This window comes from Vibrio sp. 10N.286.48.F5 (assembly GCF_041469785.1).
In the GTDB taxonomy this organism is placed as follows: domain Bacteria; phylum Pseudomonadota; class Gammaproteobacteria; order Enterobacterales; family Vibrionaceae; genus Vibrio; species Vibrio crassostreae_C.
On sequence record NZ_JBFRLG010000022.1, the window covers coordinates 96991 to 112733 of the forward strand.

General features: G+C 43.3%; 13 protein-coding genes. 8 read left to right on the plus strand and 5 right to left on the minus strand.

What is annotated here, in order from left to right:
• Positions 1 to 65: 65 nt before the first annotated feature.
• Positions 66 to 809 (minus strand): TetR/AcrR family transcriptional regulator, encoded by a 744-nt coding sequence (locus AB4185_RS13730; RefSeq protein WP_017064637.1) that lies wholly within the window; start codon positions 807 to 809, stop codon positions 66 to 68.
• A gap of 150 nt (positions 810 to 959) precedes the next feature.
• Between AB4185_RS13730 and AB4185_RS13735 the strand changes: the two genes are divergently transcribed.
• The 3 genes from AB4185_RS13735 to AB4185_RS13745 are packed head-to-tail and all read left to right on the plus strand — an operon-like array spanning position 960 to position 6159.
• Positions 960 to 2048, plus strand: coding sequence for an efflux RND transporter periplasmic adaptor subunit (locus AB4185_RS13735; RefSeq protein WP_372135553.1), 1089 nt, complete (start codon positions 960 to 962; stop codon positions 2046 to 2048).
• Complete coding sequence (locus tag AB4185_RS13740) at positions 2048 to 3103, plus strand: efflux RND transporter periplasmic adaptor subunit (RefSeq protein ID WP_372135554.1); 1056 nt, start codon at positions 2048 to 2050, stop codon at positions 3101 to 3103. The genes AB4185_RS13735 and AB4185_RS13740 overlap by 1 nt, the downstream gene beginning before the upstream one ends.
• Positions 3100 to 6159: an efflux RND transporter permease subunit gene (locus AB4185_RS13745; protein WP_372135555.1), complete on the plus strand. Its 3060-nt coding sequence runs from the start codon at positions 3100 to 3102 to the stop codon at positions 6157 to 6159. The genes AB4185_RS13740 and AB4185_RS13745 overlap by 4 nt, the downstream gene beginning before the upstream one ends.
• Before the next feature lie 180 nt (positions 6160 to 6339).
• Here AB4185_RS13745 and AB4185_RS13750 read toward each other — a convergent pair whose 3' ends face one another.
• Together AB4185_RS13750 and AB4185_RS13755 are read right to left on the minus strand one after the other, a co-directional pair.
• The gene (locus AB4185_RS13750; protein ID WP_372102610.1) at positions 6340 to 7077 is read right to left on the minus strand and encodes an EAL domain-containing protein; all 738 of its coding nucleotides are present in this window, start codon (positions 7075 to 7077) and stop codon (positions 6340 to 6342) included.
• A 576-nt stretch (positions 7078 to 7653) separates the two neighbouring features.
• Positions 7654 to 8289 (minus strand): hypothetical protein, encoded by a 636-nt coding sequence (locus AB4185_RS13755; protein WP_017069925.1) that lies wholly within the window; start codon positions 8287 to 8289, stop codon positions 7654 to 7656.
• A 252-nt stretch (positions 8290 to 8541) separates the two neighbouring features.
• Between AB4185_RS13755 and AB4185_RS13760 the strand changes: the two genes are divergently transcribed.
• The 3 genes from AB4185_RS13760 to AB4185_RS13770 all read left to right on the plus strand — a co-directional run bounded on the left by AB4185_RS13760 (position 8542) and on the right by AB4185_RS13770 (position 10046).
• Positions 8542 to 8787 carry a DUF2164 domain-containing protein gene (locus AB4185_RS13760; protein WP_229647529.1) on the plus strand — a complete coding sequence of 82 codons (246 nt, stop codon included), beginning with the start codon at positions 8542 to 8544 and terminating at the stop codon, positions 8785 to 8787.
• Positions 8788 to 8940: 153 nt separating this feature from the next.
• Positions 8941 to 9480: a cytochrome b gene (locus tag AB4185_RS13765; protein ID WP_017059820.1), complete on the plus strand. Its 540-nt coding sequence runs from the start codon at positions 8941 to 8943 to the stop codon at positions 9478 to 9480.
• Entirely contained in the window at positions 9477 to 10046 is a 570-nt protein-coding gene (locus tag AB4185_RS13770; protein WP_017059819.1) for a YceI family protein, read from the plus strand. The genes AB4185_RS13765 and AB4185_RS13770 overlap by 4 nt, the downstream gene beginning before the upstream one ends.
• A 273-nt stretch (positions 10047 to 10319) precedes the next feature.
• Here AB4185_RS13770 and focA read toward each other — a convergent pair whose 3' ends face one another.
• Positions 10320 to 11771: a formate transporter FocA gene (focA, locus tag AB4185_RS13775; RefSeq protein ID WP_017064629.1), complete on the minus strand. Its 1452-nt coding sequence runs from the start codon at positions 11769 to 11771 to the stop codon at positions 10320 to 10322.
• A gap of 273 nt (positions 11772 to 12044) precedes the next feature.
• Here focA and AB4185_RS13780 point away from each other — a divergent pair, with 273 nt between their 5' ends.
• Together AB4185_RS13780 and AB4185_RS13785 are read left to right on the plus strand one after the other, a co-directional pair.
• The gene (locus tag AB4185_RS13780; protein ID WP_372102608.1) at positions 12045 to 12950 is read left to right on the plus strand and encodes a LysR substrate-binding domain-containing protein; all 906 of its coding nucleotides are present in this window, start codon (positions 12045 to 12047) and stop codon (positions 12948 to 12950) included.
• A gap of 205 nt (positions 12951 to 13155) precedes the next feature.
• Positions 13156 to 13650, plus strand: coding sequence for a DUF1097 domain-containing protein (locus tag AB4185_RS13785; protein WP_017059817.1), 495 nt, complete (start codon positions 13156 to 13158; stop codon positions 13648 to 13650).
• A 171-nt stretch (positions 13651 to 13821) separates the two neighbouring features.
• On the opposite strand, the gene AB4185_RS13790 is transcribed toward AB4185_RS13785, so the two are convergent.
• Positions 13822 to 15573 (minus strand): ATP-dependent endonuclease, encoded by a 1752-nt coding sequence (locus AB4185_RS13790; protein ID WP_017059816.1) that lies wholly within the window; start codon positions 15571 to 15573, stop codon positions 13822 to 13824.
• Positions 15574 to 15743: the final 170 nt, after the last annotated feature.

The following is a 15743-nucleotide window of genomic DNA, read 5'->3' on the forward strand; positions in this document are numbered from 1 at the left end:
GTTACAGTGACTTCTGTAACGGCGCGTTTTTGTATCTTATAAGCTCATCATGGGTATGAACCCGATTAAGCTTTATGTTCCTGGTTACACTTCCATTCACATGGCACTTCATAAATCAGCTCTTCAATCGAGGTTGGATTTAGAGCCCACTCTTCATCAATATTGAACTTGCTGACCATCTGCGTGTTGAAAAGCTGCCAATGCTTAAGTAGGGCGTCTTCGGGTGAGGTGACCATATCACCTTCATTCCAAGTGCTTTCCATAAAGGGAGTGAGGCATACAGCGCCGTTTGCGTACATGATCATTTGCCATTTAACTTCGTAAATGTTGATCATTTTGTCTGGGTTAGCTGCATTGTACTCAGCGGCAAGCCCGTTAATCTCTTTTTCAACATCGCCGACATTGTCGATGAAGTAATCAACTAGGTTGTCTTCTTGGCGAACAGAGTCTGAAATAAGCTGCATTGGCCTACGTGAGTGAATCATGTTGGTGAACAGACGCATGCTAAACAGGTAGATAGCGATATTTGGCGCAACATCTTTTGGCAGCTCTTCCATAATCTTACTGATGTAAGACTGAAAATAATCGTGTAAACAATCACTTATTGCATGCCAAATCTTTTCTTTGCTACCAAAGTGGTGGCGGATAAGGCTATGCGAGACGCCTGCCTTTTCACTGATGTTTCGCAGTGATACACGATCGTAGCCAAAGTCACAGAACATGTCTGCGGCAACGCTCATGATCAAAAAACGCGTCTCTTCGGCGTCTTTTGCACTTCTTCTACCTTGCTTCTTTTCGGTCATCTTCATTTCACATAATTACCTGATTACAACATTCTACACTGTTTTTACTGAAATAAAAAATACTGCACAAGTGGAAAGTAAAGCTTGAGAATTATTTAATATTAAATATACTGCCCACCTGTGTAATAAATCATAATAATTAAACGGAGAGGCATCATGCAGTTCAATTTGTCTATCAATGCCATATCGAGCAAGCGCATGGGAGCTGTTATTGCAGCACTATTGCTCGCAGGCTCTCTAACTGGATGTGACAAAGTTCAGTCAGAGGAAAATGTGCAGGTAATCAAGCCAGTCAAGCTGTTCGAAATCCCACAACAGACTGATATTGATCTCGATAGCTTCATTGCAAAGGTTGATGCAACCGACCGTGCGGCACTTTCTTTCCAAGTGGGTGGAGATATAGAAACCTTCGATGTTCGTATGGGACAAGAAGTGAAGAAAGGTCAGGTGTTAGCCGTATTAGACGCGACGGATTACCGTATTGCCGTTGACGCAGCCCAAGCTAAATTTGATCTGGCGAACAGCCAATACAAACAAGCTTCTGAGTTGTATGCGAAAAAACTGGTCAGTACTGATTACTACGACCAAGCCGTAAACACCTTTACTGCCGCTGAAGTTGAGTTGGACCAAGCAAAAACAAACCTTGGCTACACTACCTTAGTTGCTCCATTCGATGGCGTGGTATCGATGGTGTTTGGAAAGCAATATCAATTGATCGCAGAAAAGCAGCCTGTACTGAATATTTTGAATCACAGTGAAATGGATGTGACGTTTTCAATTCCAGTATCAAAGCTTGAAGACCGTTCTATTCAAGACCTAACGAGCTCAAACATGTGGGTTGTGATGGACAGCCACCGCGGCATTCGTATCCCGACTCGCTTTAAAGAAATCTCAACGCAACCAGATGAAGATACCAACAGCTACCAAGCGGTTGTGTCTATCGAAAAGCCAGAAGGCATCAATCTACTTTCTGGTATGACAGCGCAAGTTGAAGTTCAGAAAAGTAAATCTGACTACGGCATTGGTATTGTGGATTCAGCTTGGTTAAACAAAGACGTAGGCCATGGTGAACTATGGCGCTATAACCCAGACTCTCAATTGATTTCTAAAATACAAGTCCTTCTTGATGAGCAAGGCAAGGTTATTGATGGATTGTCGTCTGGCGACCTTATCGTTGAAGCGGGTGTGGATGTGTTATCCGATGGACAGCAAGTTAAAGCTTGGTTACGTGAGGGTGGTATTTAATGAACCTTTCCAAATTATCAATTGTTGTCGCGTCGGCTATGTTGCTTCAAGCCTGTAACAGTGAAGCCGTACACCGTGAACAACCCCCTCTGCTAGTTTCTACCTTTGAAGTTGGCGCGCCGCTGACTGATCAATTCAGAAGTTTTAACGGTCAGGTAATGCCCGCTGAATTGACCCCATTGGCATTTAAGCTCGCAGGCGAAATCCAACAAGTCTTGGTAGAAGCCGGTGACAACGTCGAAAAAGGCCAGCTACTTGCAACCTTAGACAACGCGACGTATCTCCAAGATCTGACTGATGCTAACTCTCAATTCAAACTGGCGAGCAAGCAGTTAGCCCGTGGTACGGAGATGTTTGGTAGCAAGATGTTGTCGCAGTCAGAGCTAGACCAACTAACGGCTAACTGTAAGCTGGCATCGGCGAATTTGGCGGCTGCAGAGCGCAAGCTAAGTTACACAGAGCTTTTAGCGCCATTTTCCGGGACCGTTTCTACCGTGGACAAGCAACGTTTCGAAAATACGACACCGGGTGAAACACTATTAAGCGTGTACCAGAACGATAAGGTGTATGTACGAATTCAAGTATCAGATTCGATCTTGGCATCAATCAGTCCAGACATGCGTTCAAATAGCTATCGTCCTGAGGCGACCTTTGGCGGTCACACAGGCCAATATCCACTGACGTATTTGGAGCACACCAGTGAATTGCACCCACAATCGCGTACTTACGAATTTTGGATGCAGATGCAACAACCTAAAAACGAAATCCTGCCGGGCACCAGCGTTACGGTGAACGTGGATATGGCGAAAGCCGGCTTGAGCGATGTTCAAGGCTACCAATTACCAATGACAACTTTAGAAGCGGGTTCTGAAGCGAATCAGTTTTATGTGTGGAAAATGGAAGACGGACAAGCATTCAAAAGCGAAGTAGAAGTCGACAAGATCAGTGGCCAAGGCGCATTAATCGCTCATGGTGTTGAGCAAGGTGATCGACTCGTAAACTCGAATCTAAGAAAACTCCGTGACGGAATCAAATTGTCAGGAAAAGCAGAATGAACATCGCAGAATATTCAATAAAAAACAAAGTAATCAGCTGGCTGTTTCTCGTCATATTGGCCATTGGTGGTGTGACGTCTTTTGGTAATCTATCCCGTTTGGAAGACCCAGCTTTTACCATTAAAGATGCAATGATTATTTCAACTTACCCTGGCGCTACGTCAATGGAAGTTGAGGAAGAGCTGACTTACCCGCTTGAAAAAGAGATAAGACAGCTGCCTTATATCGACAAGATTACCTCAACGTCGTCGAATGGTATGTCTCAAATTATGGTGAGTATGAAGATGGACTACGGTCCAGACGAGCTACCACAAATCTGGGATGAAATGCGTCGTAAGATCAACGACCTACAGCCAACGCTACCTAGTGGTGTTAACTCAGTTCAGATCATTGATGACTTCGGTGATGTGTTTGGCGTGATGATCATGCTGACGGGTGATGGCTACGATTACGTTGAACTCAAACAATATGCTGATTATCTCACCCGTGAAATCGAATTGGTCGACGGTGTAGGCAAAGTAAGCATTGCAGGTGACCAACAAGAGCAATTGTTTGTTGAGATGTCACTTGAGCGTTTAGCCGCGCTGAATCTAGATATGTCGATGGTTACGTCACTGCTATCACAACAAAACAGTGTGGTGTCAGCCGGTGAGGTAATGCTCAATGGCCAAAACCTAACGATCAAACCGAATGGCACTTTAAGTACGGTTGAAGAACTAGAAAACTTAATCATTCATGGCCGCGATACGGGTAACCTAATTCGCTTAAAAGATGTCGCTGAGGTCACTCGCGGAATCCAAGAAAAACCAGGAAATGTATTAACTTATAACGGCAAACCAGCAATCAACCTAGGCATTGCGTTCTCTTCGGGCGTAAACGTGGTGGAAATCGGTAATGCGCTTGATGCGGAACTTGATCGTTTAGAAAGCATTAAGCCAGCCGGTGTTGAGTTGAATTACTTCTACAACCAAGCACAAGAAGTGGACAAGTCCGTTGCTGATTTCTTGATCAGCCTAGTGGAAGCGGTGGCGATTGTTATCATCGTACTTCTGTTCGCGATGGGCTTACGCAGTGGTTTGATCATCGGTGTAGTACTGTTACTGACGGTGTTCGGTACGTTCATCTTGATGGACTACAACGATGTTGAACTGCACCGTATCTCGCTGGGTGCTTTGATCATCGCACTGGGTATGCTGGTGGATAACGCGATTGTTGTCGTTGAAGGTATTTTGGTTGGCTTGAAGAAAGGCAAAACCAAGCTTCAAGCAGCGAAAGACATCGTGACACAAACACAATGGCCACTGTTAGGTGCAACCATTATTGCTATCACAGCGTTTGCACCGATTGGTTTGTCGAAAGATGCGACAGGCGAGTTCATGGGTTCGCTGTTCTGGGTACTGTGTTTCTCGTTATTCTTAAGTTGGGTAACGGCGCTAACACTAACGCCATTCCTTGCTGAGATGCTGCTTAAAGAAGAAGACAAGGTTGATGAAAACGTAGACCCTTACAAAGGTATCTTGTTCGTTGTATTTGGTGCGTGCCTGAAAGTAGCACTTCGATTTAGATGGCTTACTGTTGTCAGCATGGTTGCGCTATTAGCGGTTTCCGTTGTCGGCTTTGGTATGGTGAAACAGCAGTTTTTCCCGCCATCAAACACGCCAATGTTCTATGTAGACATGTGGATGCCGGAAGGCACTGATGTGCGCGAAACGATCAAGCAGACAGAAAAAGTCGAAAGCTACATTCGTCAACAAGATGACGTGGAGTTTGTGACAACAACGGTTGGGCAGGGTATGCAACGTTTTGCGCTGACATATCAACCAGAGAAAAGTTACGAAGCCTACAGTCAGCTACAAGTTAGAACAACTGACCGTGACACCATGTTCGAAGTCCTAGAAGAGTTAGACAAGGACTTAGCCAACAAATTTGAACAACCTACGTTCCAATTCAAATTGATTGAGTTTGGCCCGTCACCAGCTTCAAAAATCGAGGCTCGTATTAGTGGTGCCGACCCACAAATCTTGCGCAGTATTGCGGTTGAAGTGGAAGATATCTTGTTAGCGGACCCAGGCTCTCGAAATGTTCGTCACGACTGGCGTGAACGTACCAAAGAGCTAGTGCCACTGTTTAACGAATCAAAGGCTCGTCGTCTTGGTATTTCAAAGACGGATCTGTCCGAGACGTTACAAATGGCGTTTGGTGGCTACAACATCGGTTTACTGCGTGATGGTACTCATATGTTGCCTATTGTTGCGCGTTTACCTGAAGCAGAGCGTTTTGATTTTGAATCACTGAACAATGTGAAGATTTGGAGCCCATCGCTACAAACCTACATTCCAGTTGAACAAGTGATTGATGGTGTAGAGCTTCAATGGTCTGAACCACTGATTCAACGTCGTGATAGAAAACGTACGCTAACCGTACTGGCTGATCACGATGTGTTGGGTGATGAAACGCCGGCGAGCTTGTTTGCTCGTGTTAAACCAAAGGTAGAAGCATTAGAGCTACCAGCAGGTTACAACATTAGCTGGGGTGGCGAGTACGAAAGTTCGAAAGATGCACAAGAATCTCTATTTGGTTCACTGCCAATGGGTTACTTGTTGATGTTTATCATCACCATGCTTTTGTTTAACTCGCTTCGTAAGCCGCTTGTGATTTGGTTTACGGTTCCACTCTCTATCATTGGTGTTTCAATTGGTCTGTTAGGTACCAATATGCCATTCAGCTTCACAGCGTTCCTTGGCTTATTGAGTCTAAGCGGCATGATTTTGAAGAACGGCATTGTACTGCTTGACCAGATCAACAGTGAGCTATCAACAGGTAAAGACCCATATTTAGCGGTTGTCGACAGTGCGATTAGTCGTGTACGACCGGTATCTATGGCAGCACTGACGACTATCTTGGGGATGATTCCCTTGGTATTCGATGCATTTTTCGGCTCAATGGCGATTACCATCATGGCAGGCTTAGGCTTTGCTACCGTACTAACGCTAATAGTAGTACCAGTGATGTTCGCTATTCTATATAGAATCAAACCGTCCACTGCGGGTTATTAGGGATTGATATAAAACAGATTCTTTTAAGCCAGCCCAGTCAATTTTGACTGGGCTTTTTTATGCGTGTTGTCCCGTCCTGAAATGTGTTGACACGTGAGAGCGGTAAGAGGGTACGAATAGGCAAGCATTAAAAAATCCGCTACTCAATGGGCAAGCGGCTTTAAGAACAATAGGGCGATTCTAAATTGCTAGCCGTATGTCTAACTCAATCGGCTTTGGCATGGCTAAGTGATAACCTTGATACATATCGAAGCCTAAATTTTGCATCGCTGCGAGTTGTTGTTGGGTTTCAATACCTTCAATCACTGTCTTTGCGCCAATTTGGTTTGCAAGATCAAGTACTAACTCCATTTCTCGAGTGTCGCCTTGTTCAAAGTCCAACATAACCGAGCGGTCTATCTTGATGATATGAGGGTTAATGTGACGAACGCGTTGTTCGGTTGATGCTTGTGTTCCAAAATCATCGACCGCTATTTGAAAGCCATTATCCGCAAGAGAAAGAGCGGCATCTTTCAAACGCTCTTCACTTTCTGCGTTCAACTCTACCAACTCCATCACTATCTGTTCGCATGAAAGGTTAAGCTCGTGAAGGCGTTTAGCTAACAAGCTATCGCTGACCTTTTCTGCAGCAAACAACTCACCAACGTTTGGAAGAACGTTCAAAAATAGATGTAAATGACGGATTGTCGATTGTGCGAAGTTACGGATATGAATCGCTCGACTCAACCTCTCTACATTGATTTTGTCTGTGCTTGAGGTTTCGTCGGAATGGAAGAAGTGATCAGGACGAACAATATCACCTTTGTTATTTGAAATGCGCACCAAAGCCTCAACACCTATTTGAGTCATAGAAGAATCAAATATAGGTTGGTAGACACTTCTAAGTGTTAGGTCTTGATATTTCGCAATAAACTGCATATCAGCATCTACGGATATACAGCTAATAAATTCACTTCTGTCTGATAAAATCATAGTCGCTAATAAAGAGGGCTTATTCAATGGCGGACGTACATGTCGCGCCTGTCACAATATTGACAGGTGTAAGTAAATTGTCAATTAATAAAAACTCATTTGTAGAGTCAATATTTAAATTAATATAACTAACGAAAAATCAGCATGATAAATGACATTAACCATTAAATTTACTTATCATTGACTGTGTTTGATAGTTTAAGTGAATCTAATGGCTAAGTAACGTCTCACATATTAACCCCAACCAATATAAGGCTAGAACGCTGATACACCAGAGAAAAATAGGGTTAATGGCTTAAATTATGGGGGAGTGTCAAAGTTATAAAATAGATTGACTAAGCGAGTTACACAGAAATGATATCTATCTCTCAAAATCGAGACTGTGAGTCGATCGGCTATTAATAATTAAAACAGGAAGTTCGAATAATTAATGAACAGGGAATGAGTTATCTTTTATAAAATACTGGGATGAAGGTCTAACAATTTACTTTCAATATTGAATGAAAAAGTTGACCCGTATTCTTACTGCCATTGAAGTACTGCGTAAAGTTGCAGGTATTTACGAACCAGTTGTTGATTTCCTGACCGCTTTAAAGGGTGTCCAAATTTAATGAAGCAAGGGCTGATTTTAAAATTATTATTTAAGTCAGTAGCGAATTGAGAATCACTCTCTCTTAGCGTGATACCTTGTTGGCTATATTCCGTGATCTCGTCTGGGAGTTCACCCATCCACCAATGCAATAATTCACCACTGTTTTTACTTCGGCTAATCCAATGGTCGGAGACAATGATCAAAACGTCATTGGGTTGAATGGAAAATCCATACTCTTGTTGCCAATTATGGATGTCCAACATTAACTTTCTACGACAGGTTTTCCCGGCGCTCACCATATGATGACTGATCATCCAAACGGTACCAATTTCGGAAGATATTCGGAAGTGTCGAGGCGTTTCGCCAGAAGAAAGCATTTCAAGTGGGCTGATGTTGCTTGCATGATTAAAGCTAACGAAGGTGTGCTCCATTCGGCGAGCAAATGCCTTTCCTATATGGTGCTCACTGATCCCTTGATTGTGCACCGTAGGGTAGTGGCGTTCACAGAGCTTTAGGCAATCGTCTTGAAATTGATTAACGCTTTTAATCACTAGATCTAATAACAATGAAGTCCCTTATACACAGCTACTATCTTATTGATGGGCAATAGTACGGTAATTGCGGTTCCGTTACCTATCGTCAAAGTGCGAGTTCTTGATCTCTCTATCAAAATTAACCATTGCTGAGTGATTTTATGGATAGCACTGGCGCTCTACAGGTCTGTATTCTAAATTATGAGGAATTCTAGCTAGTTACCTCGACTATAGTCTAGTCAGCAAATCACAATTGATCTACTTACTCTTTATTTGGAAACATTCATGACCATTCAATTAGATTCGAAACAAAAGTCTGAGCTTACTAATACGCTCCAAAAGTACCTGCAAGATGAACTTGATGTGGAGCTTGGTCAGTTCGACACGGAATTCTTGGTCGATTTCATAAGTAAAAAGTTTGGGGCGGTTTACTACAACAAAGGGATAGAAGACGCTCAAAAAGTCATGGAACGTAAAATGTTAGATATCTCAGATGAGCTTTACGAGATCGAACAAATCGTTGAAATCTAACGTTTAGCCCAAACTTGTTCAAATAATTTGAATAACTCGTTTAATTTGAAATGATGTTACCAATGTAAAGCTTGGTAAATAATATGTTACACAAACTTGGTGTAGGGTACGCTTTTCGAAACTACACTACTCGTTAACATTCGGAAGAGATGCATGGACAACAACGTTAGAAATTACAACCCTTTAGCTAGAGCGATGCATTGGATTTCAGCTCTCGCGGTATTTGGCTTATTTGGTGTAGGCCTGTGGATGGTTGATCTTTCATATTACAGCGAGTGGTACAAAACAGCGCCAGACTATCACCGCTCGGTAGGCATTCTTTTGGCTACTGTTACTGTTATCCGCTTGGTTTGGAAACTAGTTACCGCGTCACCTAAAGTAGAAGGTAAAAGCTATGAAGTTGCAGCAGCGAAGATCGCTCACGGCTTTATGTACATTAACTTAGCGGTTTTATTTATTTCAGGTTATTTGATTTCAACATCAGATGGCCGCGGGATCGACGTATTCAATTGGTTCACTGTACCAAGTATGGGTGAACTGTTTGCAAACCAATCTGATCTCGCAGGAACGATTCACTACTATGCTGCATGGGTACTGATCATCATGGCATCAGTACACGCCTTAGCGGCGATAAAACACCACGTTATCGACAAAGACGATACGCTACGAAAAATGATAGGAGCTTCAAAATGAAAAAGTCAATTATCGCTACAGGATTAGCATTTGCAATGGCAATGCCTTTCGCTGCGAACGCCGCTGATTACGTGATTGATACAAAAGGTGCGCATGCTTCAGTTAACTTTAAAGTTAGCCACCTGGGTTACAGCTTTATCCAAGGTCGTTTTAACACATTCTCAGGTGACTTCTCATTTGATGAAAGCAACGTTGAAGCGTCTACAGTAAACGTAACGGTTGATACTACAAGCCTTGATTCAAACCACGCAGAACGTGATAAGCATATCCGTAGCGGCGATTTCATCGATGCTGGTAAGTTCTCTGATGCGACATTCAACAGCACGAAAGTTGTTGATAAAGGCGACGGCAAACTTGAAGTAATGGGTGACCTTAAACTTCACGGTGTAACTAAGCCTATCGTTATCGAAGCTGAATTCATCGGTGCTGGTCAAGACCCATGGGGCGGTGAGCGTGCAGGTTTCGTTGGTACAACTCGTCTAGAACTTGCTGACTTCAACATTCCAGTAATGGGCGCTTCAAGCTATGTAGATATGGATCTACACGTTGAAGGTGTAAAGAAGTAATCTAGCTATTGTTGATCACTAACTAGTATCAATCTCTTATGTAACACCAAAAGTTAAATAGATACTTAGAAAGCAACAGTTAGAAATAGAGAAAGGCGCAAAGTTTTCACTTTGCGCCTTTTTTATTGAGATAAATGGCAACGCGTTTAGGTCTGTTTTGTGTCAAACCGTTTAGTACGTTAAAAGCCACCGTTTACCTCTAGCCAGTCAACGTTGCCATGACTGAGTTATCTAATTGAACTACTAATCCCTAATAGTTCAACTTAAGATTAGTTAAGCCGTTTCTAGTTCAGCTTGAGGAACCACGTTTAGTCGGTCACCGTAGATTGGACGCAGTGCTTGCATCACTTCAATGCGAGTCAACACACCCACCATCACGCCATTTTCTAACACTGGAAGCATATGTGGTTGGCTTACTTTCATCGCTTTTGCACGCTCTTCTAGAGAAAGAGATGTCAAGCGAGTTGCGAAGCCCATGCTTGTCGTCGGGTACAGTTGCTCTTTGTCGATGCATAGGAACTCAGCAACGTCTACTAGCTTGTCGTTTGCATCGATTGCCACAACGTCACGGCTCATTAGGTCTACGACTTTTTGGCCTTTAGTTGGGATGTAATCTTGGCACCAAAGGTCAACCATTACGTCATGAACAGAGAAGATACCCACTAGACGGCCTTCAACATCACAAACAGGAGCGCTAACAAGTTGCGCGTCTAAAAGTGTATCAATCGCGACTGATGTTGGCATTTCAACGCTCAATGTAATTGGTTGAGTGTTCATGATTTGCTTGATAGTAGTTGCTGTGTTCATAGTAATTTCCTTAACTGACGTAATTTCTGTTGTTTGTGTAATAGCGGTAATTTTTGCTGCTTTAAGTTGTGGGCGACGGTAGATACTCCAGTTGGCTAAGCCGACCAATACTGAACCACCTACGATGTTGCCGATTGTCACTGGTATTAAGTTTGCTGTGACAAATTGCATGACGTTTAAGTCTGCGTACTGCGCCGGTGTTGCACCGATTTGCATCCAGAAGCTTTCCGGGGCGAATGTTTGAATCGTGATGCCTAGAGGAACCATGAACATATTCGCCACACAGTGTTCAAAGCCTGAGCTTACGAACATTGCAACGGGTAACACGGTCATCATTGCTTTGGTCATTGCGTTAGCAGAGCTGAACGTTAACCAAATCGCTAAACACACCAACAAGTTACAAAGCACACCCAAAGCAAAAGCTTGAACTGGGCTGTGGTGCAGCTTGTGTTGAGCAATGTTTAGAGCGTTTAAGCCCCATTGGCCGCCATCCAGTTGATATAAGCCTGCTGCGCTTACCAAAGCCAATAGGAACATGGCACCGATAAAGTTGCCGACATACACTTTGCCCCAGATAGACAGCATCTTAGTGAAGGTGATTTGCTTGTTAGCCCATGAGATGCTGGATAACACTGAGCTGGTAAATAACTCACCACCGCAAATCACAATCAAGATCAAACCCATACTGAATGCAAGACCGCCGGCTAAGCGACTCAATCCCCATCCAGCATCAGCGCTGCCCGTGGTTACCGTGATGTAGAACAAAAAAGCAAGCCCGATGAATGCGCCAGCCATGATTGCCAAACTCAATGTCATGCTGCTGGTTTTATTTGCTTTACTTAATGCAAACTTCTCTGCTTCCGCCATCATTTCTGTTGGTGAGAACAGTTGATGATTTTCAGAAGTGCTGGTTGCCATATCCCCCCCTTGAACAATCCGTCATGTGTAATTCCTAGTGTTAATGACTTGGTTAATCCGTAATGGTTAATCAGTAATGTTTTGCAGGGCTCGTTGTGTCCTGCCATTCCAGATTAGGGCGTTGATGGGTAGAGGTAAAATTGATAATTTTTAGAAACCACATCAAATTTATTGATATAGATTGGGTTACGCGTAGAATGAAATTGATTGCTCATTGGCTTTATAAAAAACGAGCATCAGGACACAAATAATTAAAAGCATTAAGGATGAATTTTGCGTTATTCATTAAAGCAACTCGCGGTATTTGATGCAGTAGCAGACTCCGGGAGTGTTAGTCAGGCAGCAGACAAATTGGCGTTGACTCAGTCAGCAACAAGTATGTCTCTTGCACAGTTGGAAAAAATGCTCGGCAGGCCTTTGTTTGAAAGGCAGGGCAAGCAAATGGCCCTGACTCATTGGGGCATGTGGTTAAGACCAAAAGCGAAGCGTTTACTGCAAGATGCGCAGCAAATTGAGATGGGTTTTTACGAGCAGCATTTGTTGAGTGGCGAACTCAAATTAGGTGCTAGCCAAACTCCAGCGGAACACCTCGTTCCGGATCTCATCAGTATTATTGATAACGACTTTCCTGAGATGCGAATCTCGCTTGGCGTGCAAAGTACCGACGCAGTCATTGATGGTGTATTAGATTATCAATATGACTTGGGTGTTATCGAAGGTCGTTGTGATGACAACCGAGTTCACCAAGAAGTGTGGTGTACCGACCATTTAACGGTGGTTGCATCGGCTCATCACCCGTTTGCGAAGCGTGAACGAGTCAGCTTGGCACAATTAGAACAAGCAAAGTGGGTATTACGCGAACATGGTTCGGGTACTCGCAAAGTTTTTGATAGCTCTATTCACCATTTAATTGGCGATCTCGATGTATGGCGAGAGTATGAACACGTTCCTGTTTTAAGAAGTTTGGTTGCAAACGGCCCATATTTAACGTGTTTACCTTATCTAGATGTCGAACAGTTTGTTGAGTCAGGTCAACTTGTGACGTTGAATGTTTCTGAGCTTGAAATGGAAAGAACCTTGTCCTTTATTTGGCGTGCTGACATGGCAGAGAACCCACTTGCTGAATGTATCAAGCGTGAAGGTAAGCGCATGATGAAAGGCAAACGGTCGGCTCTTTAGCCGCTATTCAACACCAATGCTAATAACTAAATGTGTTGAATAAGCGATTCCCGTCTCTATCTAGTGATAAATGAACAACTTCATACATTATTAATGTGATCGTGATCGGCTAAATAAGGGCTATCTTCCCATAGTATGCTTACTTGATTTTAAGTGAGGCTAAATCCGGTTGCGTTCAATTACGTAATTAGGCTTTAGAAATAGTATGAGTACATTAGTCGCGATTTCATTAACAACAGGTATTTTGTCAGGTCTATGGGGATGGATTGCTATCTCTTTCGGCTTATTGTCATGGGCAGGTTTCTTAGGTTGCACCAGTTACTTTGCTTCGCCAACAGGCGGCGTTAAAGGACTTGCAGGTAGCCTATTGACCAACATGACTGGCGTATTCTGGGCAATGGTGATTATCGAAAGCTCAACCTTCGCAGGGTTAGAGATTTTAGGCTACATGATTACTGCTATTGTGGCTTTCTTTATGTGTATTCAAGCGAAACAAGCGTGGCTAGGTTATATCCCAGGCACCTTCATTGGTTGCTGTGCGACGTTTGCTGCAGGTGGTGATTGGCAACTTGTAGTGCCATCTTTACTGCTTGGTGGTGTATTTGGATACTTGATGAAAGCAACGGGGCTATGGCTTCACGAGAAATCGACTCAATCTTCGGAAGTTGTTGAACAACACGCTAAACAGGCAAAGGCTTAATTCGTTAACCTAACCTTAGTTAGTCACTGTGAACTCTTGCAAGATAACCCCCAATTAATTTGTATATCGATTTATACAGGCACACCGTTTGGTGTGCCTTTTTTGGTTGAGGCGACTAGCTAAATATTTCATCAGTAGAGCAACTGATAGCATCTATAAAACAAATTATGTTTAGGTATTTCCATTCGCCATGGTGATCACGCGTTTTAATGTCCACCTTAATAAAAGCGGAATGCATTCTTGTCCTTGATTCTCGCAATGAGAAACAATGGCGAGTGCAAGGTCGGGTTTTGCATGTTTCTTCAATACCTTGGCAACCACTTTCTTTGGAGGGATAGGGTGATCGTATGGAATCTTAACCATGTCACGGAAAAAGCTCTCAAATCCATTCATATATAGGTAATGCTCGATATCTTTATCTGGCAGTTCCGTGAGTCGATGTCTTTCCTGATCATTACCAAGCTTCGATAGCACCGTTGCTGCGTATTTTTTACCCGCCGCATCGCCGTCAGTTACCACATGCCAATCGATGCCAAACTCTTGCGCGACCTTAATCAGTGCCTTAAGTCCTGATTGGGCGAACTCAATAATCTGCACACCTTCTGCTGCTAGGTTATAGCCACATTGGTTGGCAAGTTCATTGAACAACCAAACCTCGGTTTCACCTTCTACTAATAGCCAACAGCGAGCAAATAGTGCCCCAGAGCGGTGGAAGCGGATATGAAAACCAATTCGTCGAAGTTCATCCTTACTGAAATGGTTCATGTTGAGTTGATTGGCGATGGTTTTGTCTGACTGACGAACCAAGCGACGAATCGATTGAAGTGGGACCGCCGCAAGTAGGTCGCCACTGTTGGTGGTCAGGATTTTCTGCATGGGCAATTTCTGCATCAAGCTCCAAGCCCTTGCCAAGTGTGTTGGGTGCAATCGACCTTCTGGATCTTCAAGGATCAACAGAGGGCGCGCACATCGCCTTAAGTCGTTTGGCCCTTTAGCTTGTAGATAAGCGTTAAGTAACCCCATGAATAATAAGCGAGTTTGTTTGTTCTTGGTCTCTTCGACGAGTTGATGAATACTCTGATCATTGGTACCCGCAGAATAAAGCAATCCGTCTCGCTGTTTTCTAGGGTTACGACGAGAAGTACTTTTGAAAGAAAAATAGTGCTCAATCAAACTTTGCATCGACTCTAGGCTACTGCGCATTTCACCTTTATTAACATGTCCGGGTATCGCCATAAGACGGCGGCAGGTGTTGTCTATTCGTTTTTCTATTCTTGCTTGTCGACCATTACCGTTATTGGCGCCGTTTCCATTTGTTGTGCCATTGCTCGTGTGATGGTTCCCGTTCCCGTTTGAATTTGCATTAGTTGCGTGAACATTAGTCGGCAGGTGAGCATTGTGGTTAAGGGACTTGCCGTTGAAAGGACGATCAAAGTGCCTTGCATCACGCAAACGGATAACGGGATGTAAGGTCATTAATTCTTGAGCAAGCTTTTCTGAATGATGAAGCTTGAGCGGATTACCGTCCAAACCAAGAAATGCATAGTGTGTTGTTGTCTCATACTGTTCTAACGTCGCGCTGATGCGATAGTAGATGCGAAATACGCCAAATTCATCTTGAACCCAAATAGGTTTGAGTTTGCGATAACGACCTGCGTTAAGTTCGCTCTTATCGTTAGCTTTTAAAGCGAGAACAATTTGAAGATGTTGAGACTGCGGGTGTGAAACAGAGTAATCGACATGAAAATCGGTCATTTCAAAGTGATATGGCACACCGTCTGAGGGCAGAATGACGGAAAGGGCATCCAATAATGAAGACTTACCCCAAGTATTTTCACCAATAAGCGTGGTTAGCTCGTCAAACGCGAGTGACATGCGCTTGATACCTCGAAAGCCAGAAATCTCGATTCTTTCTAGTTGCATAGGCTTACTCCTAACGGAAGGCTCTGCTAATTATTTGAAAGCTAACAGATATCTTTAATCATAATCGAAAAATCCAAATCCGGTATGCTCACCTGTCACAAAACCCGTTGTTTATTAATACGGTGCAAAATGAGATTTTTGATCTATCTCGAGTATTTTTTTGCAGTGCA